Origin of the sequence: Luteimonas sp. 3794 (genome assembly GCF_031456825.1) — a bacterium.
Classification (GTDB): Bacteria; Pseudomonadota; Gammaproteobacteria; order Xanthomonadales; family Xanthomonadaceae; genus Luteimonas.
The window spans coordinates 98,415-115,232 of the sequence record NZ_JAVDVJ010000002.1; the positions used below are offsets into that span (position 1 = coordinate 98,415).

The window sequence follows — 16,818 nt, forward strand, 5'->3', positions numbered from 1 at the left end:
GGAGGAGGGCAGGGCGGCGCAATCCGACGGAGGGGGTGGCAGGAATTGCGCGGGATGCGCCAGAGCTCACCACGCCGAACCGCCGGACGACCCTACGATCAGCGGGCGTTCGCAGACTTCTTCGTTGCACGCTTCGCCGGCGCCTTCGACGTCTTCGCCGTCTTGCGCGGCGCCGCCTTCTTTGCTGCGGCCTTCTTCGCCGGCGCTTTCGCCGCCTTGCGCGCCGGCGCAGATTGTTTCGCCTGCAAGGCCGCGGTCAATGCATCGACGCGCCGGCTGAGCGACTGCACGTCGTGACGGCCCGGCACACCCAGCTTGACCAGCGCGCGCTGCACGCGGTCCTCGAACACCTTTTCCAGCCGGTCCCAGGTCTCGATGGCGCGCTCGCGGGTCTGGTCGGCGCCGGTTTCCACCGCAGTGCGGACCGCGCTCGCACGTGTGCTTGCGTAGGTGCGGGCACTCTTCTCGATGCCGGCCCCCTCCTTCATCAAGCCTTCGAACAGGCGCGTGCCCTCGGCCTGCGCACGGCCGAACGCGCCGACGCCCGCCAGCCAGATCTGCTGCGCGGACTCGCTGATCGACTGCGGCGGTGCGTCGCCGACGGCGGCATCGGCATGGGCGGGCTTGCGACGCGGTGCGGATGTCTTCGTGGCTTTTTTCGCGGTCTTCTTGGACGTGGCCATCGGTGTCTCCGGTCTGGGTGGATGCAGCGATCTGGAGGTGTGCGCCGCGCGGGACGCAGGCGTGTCGATAATGCACACCATATCCCTCGAGCGCGCGCAACGGGCGTGCAGCGATCCCGGGCCGACCCAGGTGCCGAGGGCGCGGACCCCACGGAGGCGGGGCGGTCGAGGTTGGCCGGATCTCCAGACGCCGCTTGATCCGATCCGCAGCAAGGACGCGTGTGCCCGACGTGCGCGGTCGCGTCGAGTCGCTGCAGCCGTCGAGGAGCCACCCTCGCGAGGACGCATCGTCCCGGTTCGAACACCCGGGGTGGTCAGGCGGTGCGGTGCGAACCCCCTGCGACAGGATTGCTCCGCACGCCGGCAGCGACGAAGATGCGCCGATGACGGCATCCGATATTTCCGCCCGCCTCACGCGACGGCTGGCCTGGCATCAGGCCCTGCACGACCCGGATTACGACGCGCGTGCGCGCTCGCACTGGCTGGCCGAATTGCGGCGCTGGCAGGCCGCGCGACTGCGCACGAGCTTTGCGCACTTTCTCGAGGACCCGACGCGCGCGCCGGCGGCCAACTTCTTTCTCGGTGATGTGTACGGCGATCACGACTTCACCCGCCGCGACGCCGACATCGCGCGCATCCTGCCGACGATGCGACGGCTGCTGCCCGCGCGTTTGCTGGAGACGGTCGCGGATGCCCTCGAGCTCGGGGCCCTGAGCCAGGTCCTGGATCTGCACATGGTCGCGGCGTTGCACGATCTGGCGCCGCGGCGACGCAGGCTCGACGACGCGCTGTATGCGAAGGCCTATCGCCAGGTCGGTCGTGCAGGCCTGCGCCGGCGTCAGGTGCGGTTGATCGCAGGCGTGGGCCGCGGCTTCGGCAACGCGCTGCACGTGCGCGGCGTGTCTGCGTTGCTGGCTTTCTCGCGAGGCCCGGCCCGCCTTGCAGGTCTGACCGAACTGCAGGGCTTCCTGGAGCGCGGGTATGGCGCGTTCGAGGCGCTGGGCGATCCGGAGGCTTTCGTTGCCGAGATCGAGCGCGACGAGCGCGAGGTGTCACGAAGGCTGTTCGCCGGGCACCCCGCGCCTTACGCGCTGGACACCTAGTTCAGAACTTCTCCGCCAGCACCCGACGGATTTCGGCCTCGATCGGGCCCTGCATCGCCGACAGCAGGAAGCCCAGCTTGGCGGTGACATGCAGGCTCTCCGGCAGCAATGCGATCGCGCCGTTGACGCCCGAGCGACTGAAGTTCAGCGTGTCACCGTCCCAGCCGTACTTCATGTCGAATCGCTCGGAGAGCTTCTGCGCGGCGGCTTCGACCGCGGTGCGGGCCTCGGCCGGCGGCAGCGAATGGGGATGCGTGATGTCGATACCAGCCATGCGAGGCTCCGCGGGTTGTCGTTGGACGCGCATTGTGCGTCGACGGGGCGCAGTGACCAAGTGACGGCGTGCAGCTGCGCGGCCTCGTGCTAGATTGCCGCCGCATGACTGCGCTCAAGCTGCGATTCCCCACGCCCGAGGCCCCCGAACTGCCGCTCGACATCGGCGTGCACGGCATCGGTCGTGGGCGCACAGGCGTATTGGCACCTGTCACCGACGGCGACGAACCCAGCGTGCGCTTCTGCGTCGATCGACGCGGCGTCTGGCTGACGGTCACCGAAGGCGTCCAGGGCGTGCACGTCAACGGTCGTCAGGTGCGGCGCATGGCGATGCTGCGCACGGGAGATGCGATTTTCGTCGATGGACACGAGTTGCGCCTGGTGTCGACGACACCGGTTTCGGCGGTCGCGCCGGCAGCCGGGCTCGACGACGTCGACGGCAGCGAGCCCGACCCGCGCATCGTGCTGCGCGGTGTCGGCGGTCGGTATCACGGCCGCAGTTTCACCCTGGATGGGCCGCGTCTGGTCGGCCGGCATGCAGAAGCCGACATCCGCATCGACGAGCCGGGTTTCGCCGACCGCCATGCGCGCCTGGAACGCATGGGTGGCGTGGTGCGTCTGACCGATCTCGGTTCAGCGGAAGGCAGCGTAGTCAATGGCGAGGCCATGCGCGACGCGGTCCTCCAGGCCGGCGACCAGATCGTGTTCGACGCCCACCATCGCTTCGTCATCGAAGCACCTGCACGCCCGGGGCTCAGCGCCGGCTACGACCGTGCACCGGAGCCGCAGGCGCTGGTCGATGAATCCACGGCGCCACGCGGAGGCGGACTGCCGCTGCCGTGGTTGTTGCTGGCGGCGGTGGTGATCGCAGGCTTGCTGAGCGCGTTGCTGCTGTTCGGGACGGCTTGATCCACCACACACTGTTGGAGATATCGCGATGGGCAGTTTCAGCATTTGGCATTGGGTCATCGTGCTCGGCGTCATCGCAATCCCCGTAGCCGTGGTCTGCCTCATCGTCTGGGCGTTGCGGCGCGGCCGGACGCGTTGACCGCACGCCTGCGCTGCACCGCCTTCCACACCCGCCAGCCCAGCAGCACCGCGAGAATCCCCGCGTACAGCGCAGGCTCGCGCCAGTCGGACTTCACGATCCACCAGAAATGCAGCACCGCGAGCGCCGCGATCGGATAGATCGCCTTGTGCAGCTGTCCCCACTTGCGGCCCAGCCGCCGCATCCATCCCTTGGTCGATGTGACCGCGAGCGGCACCAGCAGTAGCCACGCGAGAAAGCCCACGGTGATGAACGGGCGGCGCGCGATCTCGGTCGCGACCTGCGACAGATCGCCGACCAGATCCAGCGCCAGCCAGACCCCGAAATGCAGGCTGGCATAGACGAATGCGTACAACCCGAGCATGCGCCGGAACCGCAGCGTCGCGGTCCAACCGGTGATCTGGCGCAGCGGGGTGATGGCCAGCGTGATCAGCAGCAGCCGCAGCGCGCCGATGCCGAGCTCGTGTTCAATCGCCACCACCGGTTCAGCGCCGAGCACGTCGACATTCGCGCCGCCCAGCACCTGCCAGACGCGCCAGCCCAGCCAGGCCAGCGGCGCCAGACACAGCAGATGCATCAGCGTCTTGGCGGCAATGATCGCGGGCGGGGTCGCCGGCCGGGCCGGGCGTGCCGCGGGTGCGGCCTTCAGTACCACTTGCGCAGATCCATGCCCGAGTAGAGCGAGGCCACCTGGTCCGCGTAGCCGTTGAATGGCTGCGTGTCGATGCGGTTGGCGCGGAGACGGTTGACGGTGCCTGCGATGCGCCGCTCGGTCTTCTGGCTCCAGCGCGGGTGGTCGACCGCCGGATTGACGTTGCTGAAGAATCCGTACTCCGATGGCTGCAGATCGTTCCACGCGGTGCTGGGCATGCGTTCGACGAAGCGGATCGCGACGATCGACTTGATGCTCTTGAAGCCGTACTTCCACGGCACGACCAGTCGCAGCGGCGCGCCGTTCTGCTGCGGCAACGCCTTGCCGTACAGGCCGGTGGCGAGGAAGGCGAGCGGATTCATGGCCTCGTCGATACGCAGACCCTCGCGGTAGGGCCAGTTGATCGAACGGAAGCGCAGGCCGGGCATCTGCTCGCGATCGGCGAGGGTGGTGAACGCGACGTACTTCGCCTTGGCGTTCGGTTCGAACTTGCGCAGCACCGAAGCCAGAGGCACGCCGCTCCACGGAATCACCATCGACCAGCCTTCGACGCAGCGCAGGCGGTAGATGCGCTCCTCGTTCGCGACGCCGCGCAGCAGGTCCTCGAACGACACGCGACCCGGTTTGGCACATTCGCCGCCAACTTCGACCGTCCACGGCGAGGTGCGCAGCGTTTTCGCGGCGCTCGACGGATCGCCCTTGCCCGTGCCGAATTCGTAGAAGTTGTTGTAGCTGGTGATGTCCTCGAAACGGGTCAGGGGCTCGTCGGTGCGGAAGCCGCTGCGCGCCTGCGCGGGCGTGACCGGCGTGGTCGATGCCGGCGGCGGCTCGGCTTCGGCGCATCCCGCCAGCGACAGCGCGGGCGCGGCGGCCATCAACGCAAGCAGACGCCGCCGGTCTCGGTAGACGCTTTCGTCGGTGACTTCGGACTCCCTGATCCGCAACGCATCGCGCAATGACATGTGGAGCTCCTCGGCGCGACGCGCCTGTTGTGGACCAGTGACATACGTTGCCAGCGCAACCATCGGATGCGCGTCAGACTGTTGCGCTGCGGCATACTTGCCGGCCCCGAAATCCGTTCCGTGGAGTGTTCAATGGCGCGTGCGTACAACTTTGCCCCGGGACCGGCGGCCTTGCCTGAAAGCGTGCTGAAACAGGCGCAGGCGGACATGCTGGAGTGGGGAAGTGCCGGCGCGTCGATCGTCGAGATGAGCCACCGCGGACCGGAGTTCATGGAGGTCGCCACGCGCGCCGAAGCCGATCTTCGCACGCTGCTCGGCGTCCCCGATGACTACGCCGTGCTGTTCCTCCCGGGCGGCGCGACGACGGCGCAGGCGCTGCTGCCGTTGAACTTCGCGAGCCAGGGCGACACCGTCGATTACGTCGTCACCGGCCACTGGGGCAAGACCGCACTCAAGCAGCTTACGCCGGCGGTCTCGGTGAACATCGCCGCCACCGGCGAAGCCGACGGCTACCGCACGATTCCCGCACGCGAATCCTGGCGGCTGACGCCCGGCGCCGCCTATGTGCACATCACCGCCAACGAAACCATCCACGGCGTTGAATACCGGCCGGCCTGGGGCGAGCCCGCGCCCGATACCGGCAACGTGCCGCTGTTCGCCGACTTCAGCTCCAGCATCGCGTCCGAGCCGATCGACATCTCGCGCTACGGCGTGATCTATGCCGGTGCGCAGAAGAATCTCGGGCCGGTCGGCATCTCGGTCGTCATCGTGCGCCGCGACCTGCTTGAGCGCGCCGGCCAGCCGCGCGCCGACATCTTCAATTACAGCTCGCAGCTCGCCAACGACTCGATGCTCAACACGCCGCCGACCTGGAACTGGTATGTGGCCGGCCTGGTGTTCCGCTGGATGCTCGACGAAGGCGGCACGCCGGAATTCAACCGCCGCAGCGACGAGAAGTCGGCACTGCTCTACGGCGCGATCGACGGCTCGGGCGGCTTCTACCGCAACGACATCGATGCTGCCGTGCGCTCGCGCATGAACGTGCCGTTCTTCCTCGCCGACGAGGCGCGCAATGCCGCGTTCCTCGACGGCGCGCGCGAAGCGGGACTGATCGGCCTCAAGGGCCACCGCGTGCTCGGCGGCATGCGCGCGTCCATCTACAACGCGATGCCGGTAGACGGTGTGCGCAGCCTCGTTGCCTACATGCAGGATTTCCAGAAGACCCATGGTTGATTCGAAGAAGAAGACCCCGGTAGTCGCACGGGCGAAGAAGCCGGCGGCTGCGAAGGCCAACGCGGTGAAAGCCGCGGCCACCGCAGGTGTCGCCAAGCCGGATCTCGACGCGGTGCGCGCGCAGATCGACGGCATCGACCATCAGATCCAGACCCTGATCGCCGAGCGCGCGCAGTTCGCGCGCCAGGTCGGCAAGGCCAAGGGCAAGCTCGCTGCAGCGGTCGACTATTACCGGCCCGAACGCGAGGCGCAGGTGCTGCGCCGTGTGGTCGACCGCAACGACGGCCCGCTGTCGGATACCGAACTCGTGCGCCTGTTCCGCGAGATCATGTCCGCGTGCCTGGCCCAGCAGGAGCCGCTGAAGATCGGCTACCTCGGCCCGGAGGGTACGTTCTCGCAGCAGGCCGTGCACAAGCAGTTCGGCCACTCGGCCAAGGGCCTGCCGCTGGCGAGTATCGAGGAAGTGTTCGACGAGGTCGCTGCCGGCAATGCCGATTTCGGCGTCGTGCCGGTGGAGAACTCGGGGCAAGGCACGATCCAGTCGACGCTCGACATGTTCCTGACCTCGCCGCTGAAGATCTGCGGCGAAGTGGAACTGCGCGTGCACCAGTACTTGCTGTCGCGCACCGGTCGTATTGAGGACATCGAGCGCGTTTATTCGCACGGCCTGTCGCTGGCGCAGTGCAAGCAGTGGCTGCGCGAGAACCTGCCGGGCGTCGAAAAGCATGCCGTGGTCAGCAATGCCGAAGCCGTGCGCCGTGCGAAGAAGTCTGACGACGCCGCGGCGATCGCGGGCGAGAACGCCGCGCACGTCTATGGCATGCAAGTGCTGGCCGGCCCGATCGAGGACCGCAGCGACAACACCACGCGCTTCCTGGTGATCGGCCGCGGCGCGTTCCCGACATCGGGCAACGATCGCACTTCGCTGATGGTCTTCATCCGCGACCAGCCGGGCGCGCTTTACCGCATCCTCGAGCCGTTGGCGCGACGCGACATCAGCATGAACCGCATCGAGTCGCGGCCCGCACATGGTGCGCTGTGGCAGTACGCGTTCTTCATCGAGGTCAACGGCCACGTCGACGAATCGCCGCTGAAGGACGCGCTCGGCGAGATCGACGCGTTCGCGGGCGAGGTGCGCGTGCTTGGCTCCTATCCGGTCGCAGTGCCGTGAGCGAGGTATCGTGGATCGCGGCGCCGGGTGCGCCGCTGCGGGGCGAAGTGCGGGTGCCAGGCGACAAGTCGGTTTCGCACCGCGCGATCATGCTGGCCGCGCTCGCCGATGGCACCTCGCGCATCGAAGGCTTTCTCGAAGGCGAGGACGCGCGCGCGACCGAGGCGATCTTCCGTCGCCTCGGTGTGGCGATCGAAACGCCGGCGCCCGGCGTGCGCATCGTGCACGGCGTCGGCATCGATGGCCTGCGCCCGGCCGACGGTCCGCTCGACTGCGGCAATGCCGGCACCGGTATGCGGTTGATTGCGGGCCTGCTCGCGGGGCAGGCCTTCGACAGCACGCTGGTCGGTGATGCGTCGCTGTCGAAGCGGCCGATGCGCCGTGTCACCGAGCCGCTTGCGCGGATGGGCGCGCGCATCGACACCGGCGAAGGTGGTGTCCCGCCGCTGCAGGTGCACGGAGGCACCCCGCTGACCGGCATCGAGTTCGACAACGCGCTCGCCAGCGCGCAGGTCAAATCCTGCCTGCTGCTCGCGGGTCTGTACGCCGATGGCGCGACCGTCATCCACGAGACGCGCCCGACGCGCGACTACACCGAGCGCATGCTCGCCGCGTTCGGCTGGCCGATTGAATTCGCGCCGGGCATCGCCCGCCTGACCGGCGGACACCGTCTGCGTGCGACCGACGTGCGCGTGCCGGCGGATTTCTCGTCGGCCGCGTTCTTCCTGGTCGCGGCGAGCCTCGTGCCGGGTTCCGATCTGCTGTTGCGCCGCGTTGGTATGAATCCGCGGCGCACCGGTCTGCTGCACGTGCTGCGCCTGATGGGCGCCGACATCGTCGAATCCGATGCGGGCGAGGAGGGCGGTGAGCCCGTGGCCGACCTGCGCGTGCGCTACGCACCGCTGCGCGGTATCGACGTGCCCGAGCAGCATGTGCCGGACATGATCGACGAGTTTCCGGCGCTGTTCGTCGCCGCGGCCTGCGCGTCGGGCGTGACGCGTGTGACCGGCGCGCACGAACTGCGGGTCAAAGAATCGGATCGCATCGCGACGATGGCGGCGGGCCTGCGCGCACTCGATGTCGACATCGAAGAAGCGCCGGATGGCGCGACGATCACCGGACGTGCGGATGGCGTCGGCAGCGGTCGCGTCGACAGTCATGGCGACCACCGCATCGCGATGTCGTTCGCGATCGCCGGTCAGCGGGCACGCGGCGATGTCGTCATCGGCGACACCGCGAATGTTGCGACCTCATTCCCGGGGTTCCTCGAACTGGCGGAGACGGCCGGCTTCTCGTTGCGCACCGGCTGACCCGTAGGAGTGCGCTCACGCGCGAAGGGCTTTGGTGTGAGTCCCTATCTCGCGCGCGCTTCCACAGAAGCGCAGATCCAAACAGAAACGCCCGCATCCGGAAATGCGGGCGTTCTGCGTGCAGCGCGCTTCAAGATGGATGGATCAGCCCGCATCCTGCAGCGTGAAGTCGATCGGCACGCGCACCGTGCTCGCGGTCGGTTTGCCACCCTGGATCGCCGGTTCGAACTTCCAGTCACGCACGGCCTGCTGCGCGGCGCGATCGAGATCACGCGAGCCACTGCGCTTCTCGACCGTCACATCGGTGGCATTGCCATTCGCATCCACCTGCACCAGCAGGATCAGCGATCCTTCCTCGCGGCTGCGCGCGGCAGCAGGCGGATACGGGATTTCCGGCTGTTCGAGCGGACGTGCTTCGCGATCCGCCGGGCGGGCAGGTGCCGTATCGGCACGCGGCGTGGCGCGGGTCGCTGGCTCGCGTTCTGCGGGTGGCGCGGCCGGATCGTCGATGACCGGTGTCGGCGGCAGTTCGGCTGTGTCGGTCGTCCCGCGCTGGGTCAGCGCATACCAGCCGAGCGCGACGAGTATTACGAGCAGCAGAATCCACAGCAACGGGCTGGACCCTTTACGTGGCGGGTCCTGCTGCGGGGGATCGATGGGACGCTGTACCGGGTCGTTCATGCCGCACCTCGTCAGCTGAATGGGTGCGGCGAGCGTCCCATGCGGAATGTAAATGCAATGTGCACCGCAATGCATGCCATCAGCCGCCCTCGGGCGCGAACGAGAACGGAATCCGCAGCTCGCCCGCGACCGGGCGTCCGTCACGCAGCGCCGGCTCGAACCGCCAGCGACGCACTGCGGCAACGGCCGCGCGATCGAGACGACGATGCTGGCTGCTGCTGACGACATCCACGCCGTCGACGCGACCGTCGGCGCCGACCTTGACCAGCAGCAGCACCTCGCCACGTTCGCCACGCCGCATCGACGCACGCGGGTACTCGGGTTGCTGGGTGGAGACCGGTCGCGGCACGCTGGTCGGCAGGTCGGTGGCCGCGGTCGTGGCCTGCGGCGCCGGCATTTGATCGTTCGGCGCGGCGACGGGCGCAGGCGACGCGGTCTGCGGCACGTGCGCATCGATCCGCACCGGCGTGCGCGTGTCCTGCGGGCTGGCGTAATCGAAGCCGCGGTCGGTGCTGCCAGCCGCGGGCAGGGGCGCGGGTAGCGGCGCCATCGCCTGATCGTCGGGCATGGTCGGCATATTTTCACCGTCCCGCGAGGTGCCGGTCGAGGAACGCGCCAGCCACAGCAGGGCGAACAGCAGCACACCTGCCGCGCAACCGCCGATCACGAACCACCATGCGCGGCCACTCGGCAACGCTTCGCGCAGGGTGCGGCGCAATCGGACGGACAATGGCGGGGGCGAAGCGGGCATCGCGGGCTCCTCGACGTGGCGCCGCATTCTTGCATACGGCCCAGCGCGTGCTGCGCGGGCGCGTCGCGTATGGATCCGGGCGATAATGCGGCTTCCGTACTCGACAAGCCGAAGCCCCGCCATGCTCGATCCCAGCCTCCTGCGCCAGCACGTCACCGATACCGCCGCGCGCCTGCGCGAAAGCCGCGGGTTCGAACTGCCGGTGTCGCGGATCGAATCGCTGGAGGCCGAGCGCAAGCAGATCCAGATGCGTACGCAGGAACTGCAGAACCTGCGCAATACGCGCAGCAAGGCGATCGGTCAGGCCAAGGCCAAGGGCGAGGACGTCGCGCCGCTGCTGGCCGAAGTCGCCGGTTTCGGCGACGAACTCAAGGCCAGCGAAGCGCGTCTGGTCCAGATCCAGGCCGACATCGAGGCGATCGTGCTCAGTGTGCCGAACCTGCCGGATGCCGGCGTGCCGGTGGGGCGCGACGAGTCCGACAACGTCGAGCAGTCGCGCTGGGGCACGCCGCGCGCATTCGACTTCGAGGTCCGCGACCACGTCGCGCTCGGCGAGCGGCACGGCTGGCTCGATGCCGAGACCGCGGCCAAGCTCAGCGGCGCGCGTTTCACCGTATTGCGCGGCAAGCTCGCACGCCTGCATCGCGCGCTCGCGCAGTTCATGCTCGATCTGCATACCGATGAGCACGGCTATGAGGAAACCAGCGTGCCGCTGATCGTGAATCCCGAGAGCATGCTCGGTACCGGTCAGTTGCCGAAGTTCGAAGAAGATCTGTTCGCGCTGGAGGTCAATGAGGCGAAGCGCTACCTCATTCCGACGTCCGAGGTCTCGCTGACCAACATCGTGCGCGATTCGATCATCGACGCAGAGCGCCTGCCGCTGCGCATGGCTGCACATTCGCTGTGCTTCCGCGCGGAAGCCGGCAGCCACGGTCGCGACACGCGCGGCATGATCCGGCAGCATCAGTTCGAGAAGGTCGAGATGGTGTCGGTCACGACGCCCGACGACAGTGAAGCCGAGCACCAGCGCATGACGCGATGCGCGGAGGTCGTGCTGGAGAAACTGGGCCTGCCGTACCGCCGGATGCTGTTGTGTGCCGGCGACATGGGATTCACAGCGCAGCGGACCTACGACCTGGAGGTCTGGCTGCCGTCGCAGGGCACTTACCGCGAGATTTCCTCCTGCTCGAACTGCGGTGACTTCCAGGCGCGACGCATGCAGGCCCGCTGGCGCGTCGCCGACGGCAAGCCGGCACTGCTGCATACCCTCAACGGCTCGGGCGTCGCGGTCGGTCGGGCGCTGGTCGCGGTGATGGAGAACTACCAGCAGGCCGATGGTTCGATCGAGGTGCCTGAAGTGCTTCGACCCTATATGGGCGGGCTGTCTCACATCGATTGATCGCGGTACGTCGAATCGTCCTGTTTGGAACGAATGGCAGCGATAGGTGTCGTCTGTTGCAAAATTAGGATAAAGGTGCTGATATACCGCGCATTGTTCCGATAGCGAGGGCGGCTCCATGCAGGATCTCAATGATCTCTATTACTTCGCGATGGTGGTCGAGCACGGCGGTTTCGCCGCTGCCGAGCGCGCCTTGGGCATCCCGAAGTCGCGCCTGAGCCGCCGTATCAGCCAGCTGGAAACCGAACTGGGCGTGCGTTTGCTGCAGCGTTCTACGCGTCGTTTCGCAGTGACCGATGTCGGCCAGAGCGTCTTCCGCCACGCGCAGTCGATGCTCGCCGAAGCCACCGCCGCGCGCGAGGTGGTCGACCGTCTCAGCGCGGAACCGCGCGGACTGGTCCGGGTCAGCGTGCCGGTGAGCATCGCCCAGCAGTCGATTCCGCAGATGCTGCCCGAGTTCCTCGCCCGTTATCCGCAGGTCCGCGTGCAGTTGCATGTCAGCAATCGCCGCGTCGACGTGATCAATGAAGGCTTCGACGTCGCGGTGCGCGTGCGCTCCAAGCTCGACGACGACGGCAGTCTGGTGATGCGCAGCTTCGGCCAGATCCAGGAACTGCTGGTCGCAAGCCCGGGTTATCTCGATCGTATGGGCCGTCCCAAGGATCCTGACGAGCTCGACCAGCACACCACGATGAGCATGGGCGAGGACGAGGTGAAGCAGCGTTGGGACTTGCAGGCGAATGACGGCACCACGCGCCGCGTCGAACTCAAGCCACGCGTCGCCGGCTTTGATTTTCCGATGCTGATGGCGCTGGCCAAGCAGGGCCTGGGCATCACGATGCTGCCCGAAACCCTGTGCGCCGAAGCGGTGCGCAACGGCGAACTCGAAGTCGTACTGCCGGACTGGCATCTGCCGCAGGGCATCGCCCATGCCGTGTTTGCGTCGCGTCGCGGTCTGCTGCCGGCAGTGCGCGTCTTCATCGACTTTCTCGCCGAAAAGCTGCCGCCGCTGATCGAAGCGTCCAGCCTCGACTGCCGCAACTGCGAAAAGAAGCCGGTCCCCGGCGCCGTCCCGCCGCCGCGTATCTCATCCGCCACGGTGCGTGCGACAATGGCGTGAGCGGCGACGACGCCCGCGCATGCGGCTTCGATCGCTGATCGTTGGAATCTCCGGCTTTCCCGCGTAACGGGCCCGGCGAGCGGACACATCGGAGAGATGGCCGAGTGGTTTAAGGCAGCGGTCTTGAAAACCGCCGAAGGGTCAAACCTTCCGTGGGTTCGAATCCCACTCTCTCCGCCACATCCCGTTCTCGCTCGATCCGGGACATCAGCCGGGCCTCAGCTCAATGCAGCGGGATCCTCATACGGCAGATAGGTCGCGCCCGCTTCGCGCAGGGCGGTTTCTGCACGCGTCAGCGTGTCGCCTTCGCCATCGATGACCACCAGCACACGTCCCGCTTCAATCTCGCTTTCGAATTTCTGGCGGATCGGGTCGGGCAGGGATGCGCCGACCAAGGACGAAGCCCAGGTGCCGACCGCAGCGCCGCCCAGCGTCGTCAGGGCGACGCCGGCCAGCGTCAGACCCAGGGGTGGCACCGCGACAGCGACCAGGCCGGCCAGCAGGCCGGTCGCACCCCCGATTCCTGCGCCTCGTACCGCGGCGTGTTTGAAGTCGGTGGGCGCCTCTTTCTGATGCTCGGGCACGGTGTCGAGCTCGATATCGCCACGGGCGACCAGCGAGATGTCCGCGTCGGCGATTCCAGCCTCGCGAACGCCCCGGACCGCGGTCTCGGCAACGGAAAGGGATGGCGTGCTGTAGACGCGACGAACTTTCATGGGCTGCTCCATGCCGGACTGGCGTGATGCAGCTTCCATCGCGGTCCGTCAGACGGCTGTGAACCCTGCGTGCCTTTATCCGATGCCGCCGGCTTTGCCCGACAGGTGTTCGTAGAGGATCACGCTACCGATCAGGATGAGGATCAGGCCCCCGATGATCTCCGCGCGCTTCCCGACGATCGCGCCCAACACGCGTCCCAGCATGATGCCGCTGGTCACCATCACGAAGGTGCACAGGCCAATGACGGCGGCCACCAGCACGATATTCACGTCAAGGAACGCCAGGCCCACGCCGACCGCCATTGCATCGACGCTCGTCGCGAATCCGGTGGCCGCGAGGTTCCAGAATCCGTGCGGGCGCTGCCGGGGATCGTCGTCCGCGTCGGCAGTCGCGTCCTGCCGGAAGCCCGCAATCACCATGCGCGTGCCAAGCAGGCCCAGCAGATAGAACGCGATCCAGTGATCCCAGGCGGTGACATAGGCTGCCGCAGCCAGGCCCAGTGCCCAGCCGATCACCGGGGTCACACCTTCGATGACGCCGAAGATCGCACCGGCGCGAAGGGCCTCGGGCAAGCGCGGACGCTGCATTGCTGCCCCTTTCCCGATGGCGGCTGCGAAGGCGTCGGTTGACATGGCAAAACCGATCAGAACGATCGAGAAAAGAGACATTCGGGAGTGCTTCGGGTCGGGCTGGGACCATGCACGGCAGAGCGGCGCGCCCAACCACTGTTGCGCCGATATGCCGCTGGTCTCGCCAACCTGGACTGGTTGCCTGCACCACGATCGAGAGGGATCGAGTGTGTTGATGCAGGCGCTTCCGAATACGGAAGCCGGCTACTCCCCAAGGGGACGCGCATGCTATCAGCGCATTCACGCCAACGCACACGTATAGCCGATGACATGCGCCTGCTGGCGTCGATACCCGATGGATACGCGCTCTCACATTTAAAGGGGGCGGGTGAACCGGGCTTGTGCCTGCGTGCGGCTTCGCTTGAGATACGCCGCTTCGGCCCTATACTTGCGTGGTCAGAGCGACTTCTGACTCCCGGGGGTGCCCAGGCTTCGACGGGGGTTGCGAAATTGCCTGGTGCATGCCGAGGGGGCGACTTTCCTCGTTAATCCAGTAGCAAACTTTTAGTTGCCAACGACGACAACTACGCTCTCGCCGCTTAAGGCGTAAGCCCCGAACCTACTTGTGCCCGTGCTCGTAGATGTAGGGTCATTATCACGGAACCGGCTGTGATGGCTGCCTGTCAGTCACGGCTTAACCAAAGCAGGCTGGTCCTGGAGTGCGCTTCGCGCACCGTGCTGCTTCAGGGCGAGATCCAACGGTGAGCTAAGCATGTAGTACCGGGGATGGAGTGCCTTCGGACGCGGGTTCGATTCCCGCCACCTCCACCATTCATGAAAACCGGGCCTTCGGGCCCGGTTTTTTTGGTCGATTTCTCCGTTCTCGTTATGCTGTCGTGATGGCCGCGTCCACGCCGCAATCCGTTTCATCCCCCTTGCCTCGCACCCGCGCCTGGCGGCTACGTCGAAGCCATGCGTTGGCGGGTCTCGTGCTGCTCGGGTCGCTGCTGATGGTCGCGCTTTATGCGCGCGGCGCACACGAACGCGAGCGCCGGCTGGCCGAGGCGAGCTTCGTCGCCGACGCCGACCGGCTGGCGGAGGCAATCCGTCAACGTCTGCTGCAGTACGAGCTCAGCGTGCGCGGCGGCGTGGCGCTGCACAGCGCGGCGGTGGAAACTCCGACCGCGCGGCAATGGCGCGGCTACGTGGACGGTCTCGATGTCCGCCGGCAGCTGCCGGGCATGATGGGGCTTGGCTACGTCGCGTACCTCGATCCGCAATCGCTGACCGACCTGCAGCTGCAGCGCCGTGCGGCGGGCGAGGGTTTTTTCACGGTGACGCCGCGGGGCGTGCGTGAGCAATACGGCGCCATCCTGTATTTCGAACCTGAGATCGAAACCAGCCGGCTGTCGATCGGCTACGACCAGTACAGCGATCCGACGCGCCGTGCGGCGATGGACGCGGCCCGCGACAGCGGCGAGATCCGATTGAGTGCGCCCGTACAGCTGCGCCAGCAGGGGCGCGACGGGCAGGCAGGCGTGCTGCTATTCGCGGCGGTCTACCGCACCGCGCGTCTGCCGGTTTCGCAGGCGGGGCGCCGGCAGGCGCTGGTCGGTTGGGTGTACGCGCCGTTCCGGACCGCGGAGTTCATCGGCAGGTCGATGATTCCGGTCGATCACAATCTGGCATTCCGGATTGTCGATGTCACCGGCGGCGCGGAGACGCCGGTGCTCGCATCAGACGGCTGGGTCGAGGGCAATGCGGGGCAGGGCGCGCGCGTGCTGCATACCGTGACCCAGCATCTCTATGGACGCAGTTGGCGCTACGATTTCCAACTGATCGGTCCCTTGACCTCGGCGAGCATGCGCGAACTTCAGGCCACCCTGATCACCGGGGTGGTGGCGTCGCTGTTGCTGTTTGCGATGGTGATGACACTGGCGCAGACACAGTCGCGCGCCGAGACGCTGGCGCACCGGCTGAGCGATTCCTACCGGCGCAGCGAACAACGCTTCCGCAACGCCATGCAGTACTCGGCGATCGGCATGGTGCTGCTCGGCCGCAACGGCGCGATTCTCGAGAGCAATCCGGCGATGGCGGAGATCGCCGGCGTGAGTCAGGCGACGTTGACGGGGACACTATTCCACGGCTACTTCGCGGACGGGCACGACGAGGTGTCGCGCACGCGGGAGATGCAGGCATTGCGCGAGGGCGTCCATCGCAGTACGCGACGCTTGCGCCGCCACGACGGCGACATCCGTGAGGTGCATCTGGCCTCCACCCTGATGCCCGGCGACGACGGGAGCGACGTGGCGCGGCTGGTGCAGGTCGAAGACGTGACCGAGCGTCTACGCGCGGAAGCCCAGGTGCATGCCCTCAACCGAACGCTGGAATCGCGCGTGGAGCGTCGAACGCGCGCGCTCACCCAAGCCAATCACGAACTCGAATCGTTCGCGTACATCGTCTCGCACGATCTGCGGGCGCCACTGCGCAGCATCGATGGATTCGGTCGTATCCTCGCCGAGCGCTACAGCGCGGTTATCGATGCGCAGGGACAGGACTATCTCGCCCGTGTGCGCAATGCCGCCGCGCGCATGGATGCACTGATCGACGCGCTGCTGAAGATGTCGCGGATCAGCCGCGGCGAGTTCAAGCGCGCGCCGCTCGATCTCAGCCGCATGGCCCGCGAGGTCCTGTCGGAGTTGCGCCAGACTGATCCAGGCCGCGAGGTCGCAGTGCGCGTCGCACCTGGCCTGCGGGCCGAGGGTGATCCAGCGCTGGTGCGCAATCTGCTGGAGAATCTGCTCGGCAACGCCTGGAAGTTCACGGCGAATACCGCCCGTGCGACGATCGAGTTCGGTGTCGAGCCGGGCGAGGTGTTCTACGTCGCCGACAACGGAGCAGGCTTCAACGCCGAATACGCGGGCAAGCTGTTCCGGCCGTTCCAGCGCCTGCATCGTGACGACGAGTTCAAGGGGCACGGCGTGGGCCTGGCCTCGGTACGCCGCATCGTCGAGCGCCATGGCGGCACGATCGATGCGGTGGGGCGCCTCAACGGGGGCGCAACCTTCCGCTTCACGCTGGCCGCAGCCACGGCGCGCAGCTGAGCGAAGCCGGCGTGCCCTCAAGGGGCCGCGACCCGTGTTGCG

The 16,818-nt window shown here is 67.2% G+C and carries 16 protein-coding genes, 1 tRNA gene, 1 other RNA gene and 1 riboswitch; of the genes, 10 read left to right on the top strand and 8 right to left on the bottom strand.

Annotated features, from left to right (window positions below):
- Positions 1-98 precede the first annotated feature (98 nt).
- Entirely contained in the window at positions 99-683 is a 585-nt protein-coding gene (locus J2X52_RS04105; RefSeq protein WP_310149135.1) for a phasin family protein, read from the bottom strand.
- Positions 684-1,066: 383 nt separating this feature from the next.
- Here J2X52_RS04105 and J2X52_RS04110 point away from each other — a divergent pair, with 383 nt between their 5' ends.
- Complete coding sequence (locus tag J2X52_RS04110) at positions 1,067-1,786, top strand: hypothetical protein (RefSeq protein WP_310149138.1); 720 nt, start codon at positions 1,067-1,069, stop codon at positions 1,784-1,786.
- A 1-nt stretch (position 1,787) separates the two neighbouring features.
- On the opposite strand, the gene J2X52_RS04115 is transcribed toward J2X52_RS04110, so the two are convergent.
- Positions 1,788-2,060 carry a polyhydroxyalkanoic acid system family protein gene (locus tag J2X52_RS04115; protein ID WP_310149140.1) on the bottom strand — a complete coding sequence of 91 codons (273 nt, stop codon included), beginning with the start codon at positions 2,058-2,060 and terminating at the stop codon, positions 1,788-1,790.
- A gap of 104 nt (positions 2,061-2,164) precedes the next feature.
- Between J2X52_RS04115 and J2X52_RS04120 the strand changes: the two genes are divergently transcribed.
- On the top strand, positions 2,165-2,968 hold the full coding sequence (locus J2X52_RS04120; RefSeq protein ID WP_310149143.1) for an FHA domain-containing protein: 804 nt from the start codon (positions 2,165-2,167) through the stop codon (positions 2,966-2,968).
- Positions 2,969-3,069: 101 nt separating this feature from the next.
- Here the strand turns inward: J2X52_RS04120 and J2X52_RS04125 are convergent, their stop codons facing one another.
- Together J2X52_RS04125 and msrP are read right to left on the bottom strand one after the other, a co-directional pair.
- Complete coding sequence (locus J2X52_RS04125) at positions 3,070-3,684, bottom strand: protein-methionine-sulfoxide reductase heme-binding subunit MsrQ (RefSeq protein ID WP_310150253.1); 615 nt, start codon at positions 3,682-3,684, stop codon at positions 3,070-3,072.
- Between the two features lie 68 nt (positions 3,685-3,752).
- Entirely contained in the window at positions 3,753-4,721 is a 969-nt protein-coding gene (gene msrP, locus J2X52_RS04130; protein WP_310149147.1) for a protein-methionine-sulfoxide reductase catalytic subunit MsrP, read from the bottom strand.
- 132 nt (positions 4,722-4,853) lie between these two features.
- Between msrP and serC the strand changes: the two genes are divergently transcribed.
- Genes serC through aroA form a run of 3 tightly spaced genes read left to right on the top strand, consistent with a single transcriptional unit; the run spans position 4,854 to position 8,435 of the window.
- A complete protein-coding gene (gene serC, locus J2X52_RS04135) occupies positions 4,854-5,954 on the top strand; it encodes a phosphoserine transaminase (RefSeq protein ID WP_310149149.1) in 1,101 nt (366 codons plus the stop codon).
- Positions 5,947-7,125, top strand: coding sequence for a prephenate dehydratase (gene pheA, locus J2X52_RS04140; RefSeq protein ID WP_310149153.1), 1,179 nt, complete (start codon positions 5,947-5,949; stop codon positions 7,123-7,125). The genes serC and pheA overlap by 8 nt, the downstream gene beginning before the upstream one ends.
- Positions 7,122-8,435 carry a 3-phosphoshikimate 1-carboxyvinyltransferase gene (aroA, locus tag J2X52_RS04145; protein ID WP_310149155.1) on the top strand — a complete coding sequence of 438 codons (1,314 nt, stop codon included), beginning with the start codon at positions 7,122-7,124 and terminating at the stop codon, positions 8,433-8,435. The genes pheA and aroA overlap by 4 nt, the downstream gene beginning before the upstream one ends.
- A gap of 144 nt (positions 8,436-8,579) precedes the next feature.
- On the opposite strand, the gene J2X52_RS04150 is transcribed toward aroA, so the two are convergent.
- Positions 8,580-9,047 (bottom strand): TonB family protein, encoded by a 468-nt coding sequence (locus J2X52_RS04150; protein WP_310149158.1) that lies wholly within the window; start codon positions 9,045-9,047, stop codon positions 8,580-8,582.
- A gap of 148 nt (positions 9,048-9,195) precedes the next feature.
- A complete protein-coding gene (locus tag J2X52_RS04155) occupies positions 9,196-9,867 on the bottom strand; it encodes an energy transducer TonB (RefSeq protein ID WP_310149162.1) in 672 nt (223 codons plus the stop codon).
- Between the two features lie 121 nt (positions 9,868-9,988).
- Between J2X52_RS04155 and serS the strand changes: the two genes are divergently transcribed.
- The 3 genes from serS (at position 9,989) to J2X52_RS04170 (ending at position 12,566) form a co-directional block, all read left to right on the top strand.
- On the top strand, positions 9,989-11,266 hold the full coding sequence (gene serS, locus J2X52_RS04160) for a serine--tRNA ligase (protein ID WP_310149166.1): 1,278 nt from the start codon (positions 9,989-9,991) through the stop codon (positions 11,264-11,266).
- Positions 11,267-11,384: 118 nt separating this feature from the next.
- Positions 11,385-12,386 carry a LysR family transcriptional regulator gene (locus J2X52_RS04165; RefSeq protein WP_310149169.1) on the top strand — a complete coding sequence of 334 codons (1,002 nt, stop codon included), beginning with the start codon at positions 11,385-11,387 and terminating at the stop codon, positions 12,384-12,386.
- A 90-nt stretch (positions 12,387-12,476) separates the two neighbouring features.
- Positions 12,477-12,566: transfer RNA gene (locus J2X52_RS04170), tRNA-Ser, on the top strand.
- Between the two features lie 38 nt (positions 12,567-12,604).
- On the opposite strand, the gene J2X52_RS04175 is transcribed toward J2X52_RS04170, so the two are convergent.
- Positions 12,605-13,102, bottom strand: a complete 498-nt coding sequence (locus J2X52_RS04175) for a hypothetical protein (protein WP_310149172.1) — start codon at positions 13,100-13,102, stop codon at positions 12,605-12,607.
- Positions 13,103-13,177: 75 nt separating this feature from the next.
- Positions 13,178-13,771 carry a manganese efflux pump MntP gene (gene mntP / locus J2X52_RS04180; protein WP_310149175.1) on the bottom strand — a complete coding sequence of 198 codons (594 nt, stop codon included), beginning with the start codon at positions 13,769-13,771 and terminating at the stop codon, positions 13,178-13,180.
- Between the two features lie 52 nt (positions 13,772-13,823).
- Positions 13,824-13,951: riboswitch (yybP-ykoY riboswitch) on the bottom strand.
- Positions 13,952-14,149: 198 nt separating this feature from the next.
- On the opposite strand from mntP, the gene ssrA reads away from it, so the two are divergent.
- Both ssrA and J2X52_RS04190 read left to right on the top strand, forming a co-directional pair.
- Positions 14,150-14,503, top strand: a transfer-messenger RNA (tmRNA) gene (gene ssrA / locus J2X52_RS04185).
- A gap of 104 nt (positions 14,504-14,607) precedes the next feature.
- Positions 14,608-16,776, top strand: a complete 2,169-nt coding sequence (locus J2X52_RS04190) for a CHASE domain-containing protein (protein ID WP_310149177.1) — start codon at positions 14,608-14,610, stop codon at positions 16,774-16,776.
- Positions 16,777-16,818 lie beyond the last annotated feature (42 nt).